The sequence below is a fragment of the Arthrobacter sp. B3I9 genome, from assembly GCF_030816935.1.
Taxonomy (GTDB): Bacteria; Actinomycetota; Actinomycetes; order Actinomycetales; family Micrococcaceae; genus Arthrobacter.
In genome coordinates this window covers 93172-107636 of the sequence record NZ_JAUSYO010000001.1, presented here as the reverse complement: position 1 = coordinate 107636, position 14465 = coordinate 93172, and the positions used below count along the sequence as shown (strand labels likewise).

The window sequence follows — 14465 nt, the reverse complement described above, 5'->3', positions numbered from 1 at the left end:
AGGGTCTTTATGGCACAGAAAGTAAAGATCATCCTCGTTGACGACCTGGACGGGGGATCCGCGGACGAAACCGTCCGCTTCGGGCTCGACGGCGTCAGCTATGAAATCGACCTGTCATCGCGTAATGCGGCAGAACTGCGCTCTGCGGTTGAGCGCTTTGTTCAGCACGCGCGGAAGATTTCCGGTGGCCGCGCCACACGAAGTCGGGTATCCGCCGGCCGCAATCAGGACTCTGCGCAGATCCGTCAGTGGGCCCGCGACAACGGTTATGCGGTAAACAGCCGCGGCCGCATCCAGGCTGAAATTCAGGAAGCGTACCAAAAGGCAAATTCCTAAGCCGAACGTTTGAAAGTCGGCGTGCCCTTGCCTTTTGCGGCGGGGGCACTGTCGTTTTCGGGCGGAGTGCCGGCGGTTGGGCTGAAGGCGGTCTGGGCCGGCGGGTCGCGCGACGACGGGTCCGGCGACGACGACGGGCGACGTCGGGCTGCGGCGGCGACCCCGCGGGAAGCAGTCCCAGGCCCGCCGTCCTCCCTCCCAGAGGCCCCTAGCGGGCTCCGGTTGGCGGTGCCCGACCGGCGCCGCGGAAGTGCCCCGGTTTCCCCTGTGGCGAACAAGCCCCAAATCTCGAACCCGGCCACGTAGCATCAAAGTACGTCGTAGCTAGGAGTGTGGCGAAATGTTTGAGCGATTTACGGACCGTGCCCGTCGCGTAGTTGTGCTTGCCCAAGAAGAGGCACGCATGCTGAACCACAATTACATTGGTACCGAACACATCCTCTTGGGTCTGATCCATGAGGGTGAAGGTGTGGCCGCCAAAGCCCTCGAGTCCTTGAGCATTTCGCTCGACGGAGTCCGCGAGCAGGTGCAGGAGATCATCGGCCAGGGCCAGCAGGCCCCGTCCGGGCATATCCCCTTCACGCCCCGGGCCAAGAAGGTGCTGGAGCTCTCGCTGCGCGAGGCCCTGCAGCTGGGACATAACTACATCGGCACCGAGCACATCCTGCTCGGTCTCATCCGCGAGGGTGAAGGTGTGGCCGCCCAGGTGCTCGTCAAGCTCGGTGCTGACCTGAACCGGGTCCGCCAGCAGGTCATCCAGCTGCTGTCGGGCTACCAGGGCAAGGAATCCAGCGGAGCCGGGGTCGGCCCCGGCCAGGCTGAGGGCACCCCTGCCGGTTCCGTCGTCCTGGACCAGTTCGGCCGCAACCTCACGCAGGCCGCGCGGGAGAACAAGCTTGACCCCGTCATCGGGCGCGAGTCCGAGATGGAACGCGTCATGCAGGTCCTTTCGCGCCGCACCAAGAACAACCCGGTGCTGATCGGCGAGCCCGGTGTCGGCAAGACCGCCGTCGTCGAAGGCCTTGCGCAGGCGATTGTCCGCGGCGACGTGCCGGAGACCATCAAGGACAAGCAGCTGTACACGCTGGACCTCGGGTCCCTCGTGGCCGGCTCCCGTTACCGCGGTGACTTCGAAGAGCGCCTGAAGAAGGTCCTCAAGGAGATCCGCACCCGCGGCGACATCATCCTCTTCATCGACGAGATCCACACGCTTGTGGGCGCCGGTGCAGCCGAAGGTGCCATCGATGCGGCGTCGATCCTGAAGCCGATGCTGGCCCGCGGCGAGCTGCAGACCATCGGTGCCACCACCCTGGACGAGTACCGCAAGCACATCGAGAAGGATGCCGCGCTGGAGCGCCGTTTCCAGCCGATCCAGGTCAAGGAGCCCTCCGTCGCTCACGCGATCGAGATCCTCAAAGGCCTGCGCGACCGGTACGAGGCACACCACCGCGTCACCATCACCGACGGCGCCCTCGCCTCGGCGGCGAGCCTGTCCGAGCGCTACATCTCGGACCGGTTCCTGCCGGACAAGGCGATCGACCTGATCGATGAGGCCGGTGCCCGGCTGCGCATCCGCCGGATGACTGCCCCGCCGGAGCTCAAGGTGATGGACGAGCGTATTGCCGCCATGAAGCTGGAGAAGGAATCCGCGATTGACGCGCAGGACTTCGAAGGCGCCGCCTCGCTGCGCGACAAGGAGCAGAAGCTCATTGCCGAGCGCGCCGAGAAGGAGCGCCAGTGGAAGACCGGCGGCATGGACGACATCTCCGAAGTCGATGAGGACCTCATCGCCGAGGTGCTGGCGAACTCCACCGGCATCCCGGTCTTCAAGCTGACCGAGGAAGAGTCCTCGCGCCTGCTGAAGATGGAAGACGAGCTGCACAAGCGCGTCGTCGGCCAGAACGAGGCCATCAGGTCTCTGTCCCAGGCGATCCGCCGCACCCGTGCAGGCCTCAAGGACCCGAAGCGTCCGGGCGGTTCGTTCATCTTCGCCGGCCCCACCGGCGTCGGCAAGACCGAACTCGCCAAGGCCCTCGCCGAGTTCCTCTTCGGTGAAGAGGATGCCCTCATCACGCTGGACATGTCCGAGTACTCGGAGAAGCACACCGTCTCGCGTCTCTTCGGTGCCCCTCCGGGCTACGTGGGCTACGAGGAGGGCGGCCAGCTGACCGAGAAGGTCCGGCGTCGTCCGTTCTCCGTGGTCCTGTTCGACGAGGTGGAGAAGGCGCACGCCGACCTCTTCAACTCGCTGCTGCAGATCCTGGAAGACGGCCGCCTGACCGACTCCCAGGGCCGGGTGGTGGACTTCAAGAACACCGTGATCATCATGACCACGAACCTCGGCACCCGGGACATCTCCAAGAGCGTCGCCACCGGCTTCCAGTCGGGCACGGACACGCAGACCGGCTACAACCGGATGCGCGCCCGCGTCACGGAGGAGCTCAAGCAGCACTTCCGCCCCGAGTTCCTGAACCGTGTTGACGATGTTGTGGTCTTCCCGCAGCTGACCCAGGACGAGATCATCGAGATCGTGGACATGTTCGTTGCCCGGCTGGAGAAGCGCCTCAAGGACAAGGACATGGGCATCGAGCTCACGGCCGCGGCCAAGGTGCTCCTGGCAACCCGCGGCTACGATCCCGCCATGGGTGCCCGGCCGCTGCGCCGGACCATCCAGCGCGAGATCGAGGACCAGCTCTCCGAGAAGATTCTCTTCGGCGAGCTGCACGCCGGCGACATCGTGGTGGTGGATGTGGACGGCGAAGGCGACGACGCGAAGTTCACCTTCGCCGGCAACGCCAAGCCGCGCATCCCGGAGATCGCCCCGAGCGTCTAAGCGCCCGCGGCCAAGCACACTGGCCCCGCTGTTCCCGCAAGGGGGCGGCGGGGCCTTTGCGTTGCCGACGCCCACCCAACTGACTCGCAGCAGTGGCCGCTTTGAGCGCCCATAGCGACAACTGGTGCCAGTCAGTTGGGTGAGGCCGGGGCGGAACCGGGCCGCGCCGTAGGATTGGCCTGTGACTGAGACGATCCGCATCCGCCCTGCCCGCACCAGCGATGTCCCTGCCATCAAAGCGCTCGTGGCTCCGCTGGCCGATCAGCGGATCCTCATGGCCAAAGAGACCGTGGCCTACTACGAAAGCCTTCAGGAGTTCCGGATTGCCGAAGCCCGCGGCCAGGTGATCGGGTGTGGGGCGCTGCATGTGATGTGGGAGGACCTGGCGGAGGTCCGCACACTGGCCGCCTCGGATTCCTGGCGGGGCAAGGGCGTGGGGCACACCCTCGTCGAGCGCCTGCTGGACGACGCCCGGGCGCTCGGGGTTTCCCGGGTCTTTTGCCTGACCTTTGAAGTGGACTTCTTCAAGAAGCACGGCTTCGAAGTCATGGCCGACCAGACCGCCGTCGACCCCGTGGTCTATTCGGAACTGCTGCGCTCGCACGACGAGGGCGTGGCCGAATTCCTGGATCTGGCCCGCGTGAAGCCCAACACCCTGGGCAACACTCGGATGATCAAGACCCTTTAGGCCACCTCCGGGGCACTCCCCGGCAGGTGCAGGCGCGGCGAGATCCGGCACGCGCGCCTCTTCCCATCGATAAAGTTGATGGATAAACTGACTCCGGCCCAGGGGGTGGGCCGCTCAGCTCTCCGGAGGCATGAACTTGCTCAATCAGGCGACCTTGTCCGAATTCTCTGCACTGCACATGGCACCCGCGGCCGCGCCGGCCGCGGCACTCGCGACAGAGAGGGCACCGGAAAGCGGCGCTGGTCCTGGTCTCCACGGTGCTGCCGAGACCGGCAGTGCAGGCACGACTCAGGGGCGCATCATCGCGCCGCCGTTCTCCTGGCTCGGCGGCGACGCCTGGCCCGATTTCTCTGCCCGGGCGGACGCCGCGTCCTGACCGGAGGCCCGCTGCTGCGTCCCCTCCCGAACATGCCGTAGCCACCCGCCAAAGGGTGGAACGCAGAGGCCATGTGTGGTGAGATGAAGCAAGAAGCAGTTGGTTCGTCAAGGGCCAGAATGCCGGGATTGGAGCGATCATGGACACCGAATTGCCGCTGGCCGACGAGCTGGCCATCGTGTTCGCGCGGTTATCCAACGTGCTCCTGACCGAGGAGACGGTCGCCAACGCCCTGACGCTCATCACCGAGGCCGCAGTCCTGGCCGTGGATGACGCCGCGGGAGCGGGCGTATCCCTTATGGACTCCACCGGCAACCGAAGCAGTGCGGCTTCCACGAGCGATATTGTGGCGCAGGCCGACAACCTTCAATACGATCTTGGGCAGGGCCCCTGCCTGAGTGCGTGGGCCTCCGGATACCCGGTGGACATTTCGGATGTGCGCACGGACCTCCGCTGGCCGGAGTGGGGGATGGCAGCAGACGATCTGGGCTTACGCTCCTGCATCAGTGTTCCTCTTCTTTCGGGCGATCTGGCTTTCGGAGCCATCAAGATCTACTGGAAAGAACCGAAGGCGGCGTCGCATCGGCTCATCCGGCTGCTGGAATTGTTCGCGGCACAGGCCTCGATCTTCCTTGTCAACGTCCAAGCCCGCGAACGGGGCCGGATGCTGAGCGAACAGCTCAAGTCCACCCTGACCCAGCGCGATATCATCAGCACCGCCAAGGGGATCGTCATGGCCAACCGCGGTATAGGGAGTCACGACGCGATGCTGCACCTGATGACCAGAGCCTTGAAAGAGGCCCGGACGCTGCGGGAAGTGGCAGACGAGATCATCCAGACCACGCAAGGACTTGGTACTTGACCGGGGGTGAACGATGGCCGTCCCTGGGGACGAGGATGAGCAGCGTCAGGGTTTCCGGCTAGCATTCGAGGCAGCAACGGACCTGGATCTGGAAAAGGTCTGGATTGCTTATTTCAGTATCGGCGGTAAATCCGGCCTGATGGAAGTCCAGGCCTACGTCTATGGTGCCCTGAGCCTTCCTCCCATCGAACGCGATCTGCTGGCGCACGCGCTCAATGAGTCCCTCGACGGCCTCGGCGCCGATGGGCGGCGTGCCACCTACAGCCGGGCCATCTTCCTCGAGGCCGAGGAGGGCGAAGCGGGCGCGGAGTAACAGCCTGTTTGCTGCGTTCCTTGTTGTTCCCGTCTCCAAGCTCCTAGCATGGATGGTGTGGGCGCGGACGTGCAGAACGAGGACTTTCAACGGCTCCATCAGCTCATTGAAGGCAGCCCCGACATCAAGGGCTTCCTGGACGGTATGGCAAGACATGCTGCTACATCCCTGAGCCGGACTGCCGGTGCACCCATTGCCTGCGCTGTCACACTGCGGCGGCGCAAACGGATAACCACGGTCGCCGGTAGTAGCGATGAAGCCGTGATCCTCGACCACATCGAACAGGACTTGGGCGAGGGGCCGTGCATGGAGGCTCTCCGCACCTTTGAAACTGTGCTGCTGGCCGACGTCGGCCACGACATGCGCTGGCCCCGGTACTCCGCGGCTCTCGCCTCGACGGGCTACCGCAGCGTTCTGGGAGTCCCTGTTGACGCAGGTGAATCGGCGTCTGCGTCCTTGAACTTTTTCGCCCCGGTAGCCGGGGTGTTCACCGAGGAAGCAATCGATCTCGCGTGCGGCATGATCATGACGCAAAACCGCTGCAGCCAGGAACAGGCGTATCAATTCATCCTCCGCGCCTCCAACAGCCGCAACTTGAAAGTTCGTGCGGTCGCCGAGGAAGTCGTCCGGCGGTTAGCCGGCGCCAAGCAAACTGCGACCCACTTCGACGATTAACGGCCAGGTAACGGCCGGTCAGGACGCGTCCTAAACAGCAGGCCGGGAGCGCCGTCGGGGCCGCTTGGGCCCCTCCCAGGCGGAGTCTTTCGCGGACTGGCCCCCGGTAGTAGGGTCTAGGCAAGCAGCCAGGACACCATCCAGGGAGCACAGCCATGAAGAAGCTCATCAATGATCCCCGCGCCGTGGTTGACGAGTCAGTGGAAGGGTTCGGGCTCGCCCACGCCGACCTGGTGACTGTCTTTGCGGACCCGAAGTACATTGTGCGCAAGGACGCGCCCGTGGCCGGAAAGGTGGGGCTGGTCTCTGGCGGCGGCAGCGGCCACGAACCGCTGCACGGCGGTTACGTGGGGAAGGGGATGCTCGACGCCGCCGTGCCGGGTGCCGTATTCACCTCGCCCACTCCGGACCAGATCCTTCCTGCAACGCTTGCCGTCAACTCGGGTGCCGGCGTCGTCCATATCGTGAAGAACTACACCGGGGACGTCCTCAACTTCGAAACGGCAGCCGAACTTGCCCAGGCCGAGGGAGTGGAGGTCCTGACCGTGCTTGTCAATGACGACGTTGCCGTGCAGGACTCGCTGTACACGGCGGGCCGGAGGGGCGTGGGGGGAACCGTGCTGGTGGAGAAGATCGCCGGCGCGGCCGCCGAACGGGGCGACAACCTCGACGCGGTCGCCGCCATTGGTGACCGGGTCAACCAGAACGTCCGCAGCATGGGCGTCGCGCTGACGGCCTGCACCGTCCCGCACGCCGGAACACCCAGCTTCGTCCTCGAGGAAAACGAGATTGAAATCGGCATCGGCATCCATGGCGAGCCGGGCCGGCACCGCATTCCGATGGAAAACGCCGACGGCATCACGGACCGGCTGCTGGAGCCCGTCGTCAGCGACCTCGGCCTTGCCTCCGGGGAGAACGTGCTCCTGTTCGTAAACGGCATGGGCGGCACCCCGCAAAGCGAGCTGTACATCGTCTACCGCCGGGCGGCGCAACTGCTGGCCGAGAAGGGAGTCACCGTGGCGCGCTCGCTGGTGGGCAACTACATCACCTCCCTGGAGATGCAGGGCTGCTCGGTCACCGTGCTGCGGCTCGACGACGAGCTGACCAGCCTTTGGGACGCGCCCGTCCACACCCCCGCCCTCCGCTGGGGTGCCTGAACGTGGGCCTCGACCTTCAATGGACCCTCGAGTGGCTGGCCCTGTCCGCGCAGGCGATGGCTGACCACCGCGAGGAACTGATCGAACTGGACCGCCCGATCGGCGACTCGGACCACGGCGAGAACATGGACCGCGGGTTCAAGGCGGTCACCGCAAAACTCGCCGAGACGCCGCCGGAAACACCGGGGGCAGCCTTGAAGCTGACGGCCATGACGCTGATCTCCAAGGTCGGTGGAGCCGCCGGCCCGCTCTACGGCACTGCATTCCTGCGGGCCGCCACGGCGCTGGGCGACGAGGCAGAGATTGACGCCAGCACCCTGGTGACGGCCCTGCAGGCCGCCCGGGACGGCATCGTGGCCCGCGGCAAGGCGGAGCCCGGGGACAAGACGATGGTGGACGCCTGGACGCCGGCCATTGAGGCGGCCGCAGCCGCTGCGTCCGACGGCGATGTCCGCAAAGTACTGACCGCCGCGGCGGAAGCAGCGGAGGCAGGAGCCGTATCCACGGACCCCATGCAGGCCCGCAAGGGGCGCGCAAGCTATCTGGGCGAACGCAGCATAGGCCACCGCGACCCTGGGGCCGTGTCCACCGCCCTGATCCTGCGTGCCGCCGCCGGGGCCTCCGCGTGACGGTCGGGCTTGTCGTCGTCTCCCACAGCGAGAAGATCGCCGACGGCGCCGTCGAACTTGCCGCCCAGATGGCGCCCGACGTTCGAATCATCCCCGCAGGGGGCACTGACGACGGCCGGATCGGCACGAGCATGGAACGGGTGATGGCGGCGCTGGAACAGGCGGCCGGCGGCGACGGGGTGGTGGTCCTCACCGATCTCGGCTCGGCGGTGATGACAGCGGAATCTGCCGTGGAATTCGCAGCTGACCCCGGGTCCGTGCTGCTTGCCGATGCGCCGCTGGTCGAGGGGCTGGTCGCGGCGGCCGTGGCGGCGCAGGTCGGGGGCAATGCCGCTACGGTCAAGGAAGCGGCGGAGGCTGTCTACCGGCCCCCGGCCGCTCCTGAGCACCTGCACGAACACCACCAGCCGCCGGAGGCCGCCGGGGAGTTCGAAGTGGTGAACCAGGCGGGAATGCATGCCCGTCCGGCGGCCAAGATCGCGGGCGCCCTGTCCGGTATGGACGCAGAGGTGACCGTCAACGGGGCCGACGGCGCGTCGATGACCGAGCTGATGATGCTCGGGGCGGTGCGGGGGACGGTGCTTCGCGTTGAAGCGAGCGGCCCGGACGCCGCCAAGGCCGTCGACTACCTCGGCGGTCTGATCAAGTGCGGCTTCGGGGAGCCTTAGCCACTAGACCTGCCCGGGTTCCTGCGCAGGTCCCTGCCCCGGTTCCCGCCCGCCGGGGCCAATAGGCGCCGTGGCGAGGTCCGGGGCTTCTTGGCCCTGCCTTGTTGTGGTCCATGCGATCCAGCCGCCTGCAACCGCCGCCAGCAGCGCCCCGGCGGTCTGCGTGGGCAGGCTGCTGCCGGTCGTGGCCTGTCCCAGCACCACGCCCAGGACGTAGAAAAGCACCGCGCCCGCCACCCAGACTGCTCCGGCCCAGCGCGGCAGCACATGCGACTGCCAGACGGCGACGCCCAGCAGCACGTTGCCCAGGAATGCCAGCAACAGGCCCAGCAGGAAGGTAACCGTCATCGCTGCGGGGAACTCAAGCCTCATGGCCTCTTCGTTGCCCTCAAGGAATGCCCTTCCCACCGCCGGGGTGGCGAACGTGGAGATCGCTGCCGGAACCAACAGCAGGGACGTCCCCGCCACGGCAATCACCATCGATGCCAGGGCCAGGCGCCCCACCCGGCTGTTGGCCAGCCGGCAGCCGAGGGCGAAGAGACCGAAGATGGCAAGGACCGTGCCTCCGGTGCTGCCGAACAGGTGGGTGACCTGGTACGAATCCGAGCTGACAAAATGCGCCCAAGCGTCGGGATTCCGGTTCTGGTCCGGCTGCGGTTCGAGCGTTGCCCAGGCGGTGATCAGGCCCGATACCGGCAAGGCCCACAGGCCTGCGAGGATCCAGTGGCGGATGTTCTGCGAGTTCATCGTGTACGTTCCCGCTCCGACGGGCACGGGCATGCCGATACGTTCCTGCCGGAGGACGCCGCATCGGCTGCAGGCAGCGCTGCAATAGCCAGGGGGAGTACCCGCGCAAACATGCGCATGCTTCAGGGTAGATCCGGGAGGCGGGTACAGCTAGGGCATCCGGGTCTTCTGCGCCGGCGCTGCCGGGGCTCAGGCCGGGAGCCGGAGACCGCCAAGGTGCAGTTCCGCGAGACCGTCGACCAGGAGGCCGTCGAGCGCACGTTCAAGCTGCTCGGGACCGGGGTTGAGCCGATGCAGGGCGGCGAGCGGAATGGCAATCCCATCCGGCTCGAAGCCGAGGTCCGCCGGGGCGCGCTGCAGCAGTTCGGGCGGCACCGGGGCGTCGGCGACCCGAAGGACGGCCAGCACGGCGCCGCGGACCTGGCGGTCGGTCCCATGCCATGACTGTCCTTTCGGCTTATAGGTGGGCGGCGGCTCGCCGGCGGCCAGCCAGGCGCAGGAATCGCGCACCGGGCACTGCCCGCACTTCGGAGCCCGCGCGGTGCACAGCAGGGCGCCGAGTTCCATGACGGAGGCATTCCAGCGCACGGAGGCCCCGACGTCCTCCGGCAGTACCTCGGCCGCCAGCCGCATCTCCGCGGCGGTCAGCGCCTGGGCCGGCAGGGCCACGCCATCAAACAGCCGTGCATGGACGCGGCGGATGTTCGTGTCCACCACCGTTTCCCGGCGCCCGTAGGCGAACGCGGCGACGGCCGCGGCTGTGTAGCTTCCCACGCCGGGGAGCCCCAACAGTTCCGCATACGTGGCCGGGACCATCCCGTCGTGGCTGTCCTCGATCGCCGCGGCGGCCGCATGCAGGCGCAGCGCACGGCGCGGATAGCCCAGCCGGCCCCAGGCGCGGACGGCCTCGCCCGCAGGCTCCCTGGCCAGGTCAGCAGGCTGGGGCCAGCGCCGCAGCCACTCCTCCCAGACGGGCAGCACCCGCACCACCGGTGTCTGCTGGAGCATGATCTCGCTGACCAGCACGCCCCAGGGCGAGCAGCCGGGGTCCCGCCAGGGCAGCTCGCGGGCGTGCGAGCTGAACCAGTCATCCAGGGCAGCGTGCAGGCTTGCCAGCGGCAACCGTTGGCTTTCCGGGGGTGCGGCCAGCGGGAGGGCGGGGGAGCAGGTCAGGGTTTCGATCCAATCAGCGTAATAGATGCCAGCGATGATCCGGTCAGCGGCGTGGTGGTTCTCCATCGTCTGCCCGGTTCTCTAGCCTAGAAGGATGGGCAGGCAAGGCAACTCAGGCACGAACGGTTCACGGCCGAAGGGTTCCGGCAGCGGACAGCCAGCGCGCGGCCCCGCCAGGAGGCCCGTACGGAAACCCGTCAGTCCGGTCTTCCGCCGGCGCCGGCTGGTGGTCGGCGCCGCCCTTCTGGTGGTCATCGTCGTCGTCGTGGGCGGCTTCATTGCCGTGGCCAGCATCATCAACGGCGGCGGAGGGTCTGCTCAGGACCCGGCCGCCACGCATGCAGAAGGCCAGACGCCCGGCCCCAACCAGTCCGCGGCCCCGTCCGACGCTTCCTCGGCTACGCCTTCAGCAAGCACGTCCGAAGGCAGCGGCTGCCAGCAGAACCTCATCGCTGTCTCGGCCTCCACCGACAAGCCAAGCTACGGTGCCGGCGAGAAACCCCTGCTCACCCTCAAAGTGACGAACAACAACAAGGTCCCGTGCGAGGTCAACATCGGGACTTCGCAGATGGAGTTCCTGATCACAAGCGGCTCGGACCGGATCTTTTCGTCCCAGGATTGCCAGGCGGACAACACGGATTTGATGAAGACCATCGCGCCGGGCAAGAGCGAGACGGCCAACTTCCCGTGGCAGCGCAACCGCACCGTCCAGGGTTGCGATTCCGTAGAGGCCAAGCCGGGAGCGGGCGGCGCGTACTACGTCTTCACGGCGCGGCTGGCGAACAAGACGAGCCCCAAGGCCGTCTTCCAGCTCAAGTAACCCCCCATCTGTGGCCCTAATCCCCATCTGTTGCTCCGTAAGCGCCGTTTTGGGGCCCCATAACGGCGCTTACGGAGCAGCAGTTGGGATTTAGAGGAACCGGTCCAGCAGGCTTGCCTCAGCCATCCGGCTCAGACCTTCACGGACGGTGCGGGCGCGCTGGTCGCCGATGCCGTCCACGGTCATGAGGTCATCGATTGTGGCGGCCATGAGGAACTGCAGCCCGCCGAAGTGGTCCACCAGCCGGTCCGCTACGGCTTTGGGCACCGCCTTGAGCCCGGACAGCAAACGGTAGCCGCGCGGCTGGACCACCGCATCGAGGTTGGCCTCCCCGCCGGCGAAACCCACGATGCCAGCGATCTTGCTCAGGTCGATCAGTTCCTGCGGGCCGAGGCTGACCAGTGCCTTGACGGCATTGTCGATGTCTTCCGGGGAGCTGTCGGGGCGGGAGTAGTCGCGGATGATGACGTCGCTGCCCGGGCCGCGGCCCACTGTCAGTTCGTCGAGCTGCAACGACAGCAGGCGGCCGTCCTCGCCCAGTTCCAGCACGTACTGCGAGATTTCCTCGGAAATGCGGCGCACCATCTCCTGGCGCTGGAGGGTGACGGCGACGTCGCGGACCGTCACCATGGCCTCGATTTCGAGCGCGGAGAGCGAGCTGGTCACCTGGTCCAGCCGCGACCGGTACCGTTCCAGGGTCGCCAGGGCCTGGTTGGCGCGGGCCAAAACCTTCTCCGAGCCCTCCAGGACGTGCCGCAGTCCGTTGACGTAGAGCGCGATGATCTGCATGGACTGGCTCACCGAGATCACCGGAACGCCGGTCTGGATGGCCACGCGTTCGGCGGTGCGGTGGCGGGTGCCCGACTCCTGGGTTTCGATGCTGGAATCCGGCACCAGCTGCACGGCGGCCCGCAGGATGTTGCCGGCGTCCTTGTCGCAAATGATGGCGCCGTCCATTTTGGCCAGTTCCCTGAGCCGCGTCGGGGAAAAGTCGATGCCGATCTCGAAGCCGCCGGAACAGATGGATTCGATGGTGCGGTCGATGCCAAGCACGATCAGTGCGCCGGTCCGTCCACGGAGGATGCGTTCCAGGCCGTCGCGGAGGGCCGTGCCCGGTGCCACCCTGCCCAGAGTCGCCTTGAGTGAATCTTCAGGGCTCCGAGCCATGGATTTTTCCCTTCAAGGTTGCAGGCTTGGTGCCCGCAGGTACGCCGGTTCCAGAGTTTCCCGGCAGGATCAAAAAAGTACTCGGTTTCCCGCTCTCACCATGATAGAGGTAACGGGCTACTGCAACCGCACAGGCAAGCCTTAAAGTGGCCCATTTGAAGCTGTCACGCAGGCCGCGGGAACGGTCCCTCCGGCCGCTGCCCGGCAGCGCACTTTGGTGGCCCCGGGAACCTGCTTCGTGCCAGTTATGCGGCCTGCGATAAACTGGAAGCCATGGTGGACCGCGGGCTCTCCGCGCGATTCCCCTCATCCAACGCCGCAGCGAAAGTAGCCCCGTGTCACAAGACGTCCTCAGCCCCGCCCGAGTCCAGGAGATTCACAAGCAGGCGGCCCGGCGTCGGACATTTGCGGTCATCTCGCACCCCGACGCGGGAAAGTCGACCCTGACCGAGGCGCTCGCGCTGCACGCCAAGGTGATCGGCACGGCCGGAGCGTCCAGCGGCAAGGCCAACCGCAAGGAGACGGTCTCGGACTGGATGCAGATGGAGAAGGACCGCGGCATTTCGATCAGCTCCGCGGCCCTGCAGTTCGCCTACCGGGACACCGTGATCAACCTGCTGGACACGCCCGGCCACGCCGACTTCTCCGAAGACACCTACCGGGTCCTGGCGGCGGTGGACTGTGCCGTAATGCTGGTCGACGCGGCAAAGGGCCTGGAAACCCAGACCATGAAGCTCTTCGAGGTCTGCAAGCAGCGCAACCTCCCCATCATCACCGTGATCAACAAGTGGGACCGGCCCGGCCTGGACGCGCTCGCGCTCATGGACGAGATCACCGAACGCACCGGGCTCCAGCCGATGCCGCTGACCTGGGCCGTGGGCATCTCCGGTGACTTCCGCGGGGTCTGGGACCTTCGCAATGACCGCTTTGCCCAGTTCAAGCGCAACAACGCCGGCGCGAACATCGCCCTCACCGAGTACTTCACCCCGGAAGAGGCAGCGGCCAGCCAGGGCGAGGACTGGTCCAACGCGCTGGACGAGGCGGGCCTCGTGATCGAATCGAACCTCGAGTTCGACGTCGAGGCGTTCCACGCCGGCAAGGGGACGCCCATCCTGTTCAGCTCCGCCGCGCTGAACTTCGGCGTGAAGGAAATCCTCGACGCGCTCGTGGACTTCGCGCCGCCCGCAGCGCCCCGGCCCGACGTCGACGGCACGGCCCGGCCGGTCGACGCTCCGTTCTCCGGCTTCGTCTTCAAGGTCCAGGCCGGCATGAACAAGGCGCACCGCGACCACGTTGCCTTCATCCGGATCTGCTCCGGCATCTTTGAACGCGGCATGGTGGTGACCCAGGCGCGGACCGGGAAGTCCTTCGCCACCAAATACGCCCAGCAGGTCTTCGGCCGCGAACGCGAGGTCATCGACGAGGCCTTCCCCGGCGACGTCGTGGGCCTGGTGAACGCCTCCTCGCTGCGGGTCGGTGACAGCCTTTACTTGGATGAGCCGGTTGAGTTCCCGGCCATCCCCCTGTTCGCCCCGGAGCACTTCCAGGTAGCGCGGTCCAAGGACCCCAGCCGCTTCAAGCAGTTCCGCCGCGGCATCGAGCAGCTGGAGCACGAAGGCGTCATCCAGGTCCTTCGCTCGGACGTCCGTGGGGACCAGGCGCCGGTGCTGGCCGCCGTCGGACCCATGCAGTTCGAAGTGGTCGAGGACCGGATGGCGCACGACTTCAGCGCGCCGATGCGCCTGGAGCGGCTGCCGTATTCACTGGCCCGGATCTCGACGGCGGATGCCATGCCGGCGCTGGCCAATGTGCCCGGGGCCGAGGTCCTGCTGCGGTCCGACGGCGAGTACCTGGCCCTGTTCAACGACGTGTGGGCGCTGCGCAGGATCGAGAAGAACCATCCGGACCTGACCCTGTTGCCGATCGGCACCCACAACCCTGCGAAATAGCGTCGGCCGGGGTTTCGGGGAACGTTCAGGAAAATGTGCTGCAGGGCTTCCTGAACCCGGCATCCGGGTTAC

Annotated in this window: 15 protein-coding genes; 12 read left to right on the top strand and 3 right to left on the bottom strand. The window is 66.6% G+C overall.

Annotation, left to right across the window (positions count from 1 at the left end; all coding sequences use genetic code 11):
* The first annotated feature begins 9 nt into the window (after positions 1-9).
* The 10 genes from QFZ65_RS00545 (at position 10) to dhaM (ending at position 8537) form a co-directional block, all read left to right on the top strand.
* The gene (locus QFZ65_RS00545) at positions 10-336 is read left to right on the top strand and encodes an Lsr2 family protein (RefSeq protein WP_306907392.1); all 327 of its coding nucleotides are present in this window, start codon (positions 10-12) and stop codon (positions 334-336) included.
* A gap of 340 nt (positions 337-676) precedes the next feature.
* Positions 677-3169, top strand: coding sequence for an ATP-dependent Clp protease ATP-binding subunit (locus tag QFZ65_RS00540; protein WP_306907390.1), 2493 nt, complete (start codon positions 677-679; stop codon positions 3167-3169).
* A 181-nt stretch (positions 3170-3350) separates the two neighbouring features.
* A complete protein-coding gene (locus tag QFZ65_RS00535; protein WP_306907388.1) occupies positions 3351-3857 on the top strand; it encodes an amino-acid N-acetyltransferase in 507 nt (168 codons plus the stop codon).
* A 130-nt stretch (positions 3858-3987) separates the two neighbouring features.
* Complete coding sequence (locus QFZ65_RS00530) at positions 3988-4233, top strand: hypothetical protein (protein ID WP_306907387.1); 246 nt, start codon at positions 3988-3990, stop codon at positions 4231-4233.
* A gap of 139 nt (positions 4234-4372) precedes the next feature.
* Positions 4373-5095, top strand: a complete 723-nt coding sequence (locus QFZ65_RS00525; protein WP_306907386.1) for a GAF and ANTAR domain-containing protein — start codon at positions 4373-4375, stop codon at positions 5093-5095.
* 13 nt (positions 5096-5108) lie between these two features.
* Complete coding sequence (locus QFZ65_RS00520; protein WP_306907385.1) at positions 5109-5408, top strand: hypothetical protein; 300 nt, start codon at positions 5109-5111, stop codon at positions 5406-5408.
* Positions 5409-5465: 57 nt separating this feature from the next.
* Positions 5466-6083, top strand: a complete 618-nt coding sequence (locus tag QFZ65_RS00515; RefSeq protein ID WP_306907383.1) for a GAF and ANTAR domain-containing protein — start codon at positions 5466-5468, stop codon at positions 6081-6083.
* Positions 6084-6238: 155 nt separating this feature from the next.
* Positions 6239-7240, top strand: a complete 1002-nt coding sequence (gene dhaK, locus QFZ65_RS00510) for a dihydroxyacetone kinase subunit DhaK (RefSeq protein WP_306907381.1) — start codon at positions 6239-6241, stop codon at positions 7238-7240.
* A gap of 2 nt (positions 7241-7242) precedes the next feature.
* Positions 7243-7869: a dihydroxyacetone kinase subunit DhaL gene (gene dhaL / locus QFZ65_RS00505; protein ID WP_306907379.1), complete on the top strand. Its 627-nt coding sequence runs from the start codon at positions 7243-7245 to the stop codon at positions 7867-7869.
* Complete coding sequence (dhaM, locus tag QFZ65_RS00500; protein ID WP_306907377.1) at positions 7866-8537, top strand: dihydroxyacetone kinase phosphoryl donor subunit DhaM; 672 nt, start codon at positions 7866-7868, stop codon at positions 8535-8537. The genes dhaL and dhaM overlap by 4 nt, the downstream gene beginning before the upstream one ends.
* 3 nt (positions 8538-8540) lie before the next feature.
* Here the strand turns inward: dhaM and QFZ65_RS00495 are convergent, their stop codons facing one another.
* Positions 8541-9317 carry a hypothetical protein gene (locus QFZ65_RS00495; protein ID WP_306907375.1) on the bottom strand — a complete coding sequence of 259 codons (777 nt, stop codon included), beginning with the start codon at positions 9315-9317 and terminating at the stop codon, positions 8541-8543.
* 156 nt (positions 9318-9473) lie between these two features.
* A complete protein-coding gene (locus tag QFZ65_RS00490; RefSeq protein WP_373427621.1) occupies positions 9474-10310 on the bottom strand; it encodes an A/G-specific adenine glycosylase in 837 nt (278 codons plus the stop codon).
* Positions 10311-10551: 241 nt separating this feature from the next.
* Between QFZ65_RS00490 and QFZ65_RS00485 the strand changes: the two genes are divergently transcribed.
* Positions 10552-11277, top strand: coding sequence for a hypothetical protein (locus QFZ65_RS00485; protein ID WP_306907371.1), 726 nt, complete (start codon positions 10552-10554; stop codon positions 11275-11277).
* Positions 11278-11367: 90 nt separating this feature from the next.
* Here QFZ65_RS00485 and disA read toward each other — a convergent pair whose 3' ends face one another.
* Positions 11368-12444 (bottom strand): DNA integrity scanning diadenylate cyclase DisA, encoded by a 1077-nt coding sequence (gene disA / locus QFZ65_RS00480; protein WP_306907370.1) that lies wholly within the window; start codon positions 12442-12444, stop codon positions 11368-11370.
* A 335-nt stretch (positions 12445-12779) separates the two neighbouring features.
* Here disA and QFZ65_RS00475 point away from each other — a divergent pair, with 335 nt between their 5' ends.
* Positions 12780-14393: a peptide chain release factor 3 gene (locus QFZ65_RS00475; protein ID WP_306907368.1), complete on the top strand. Its 1614-nt coding sequence runs from the start codon at positions 12780-12782 to the stop codon at positions 14391-14393.
* The last annotated feature ends 72 nt before the right edge of the window (positions 14394-14465 follow it).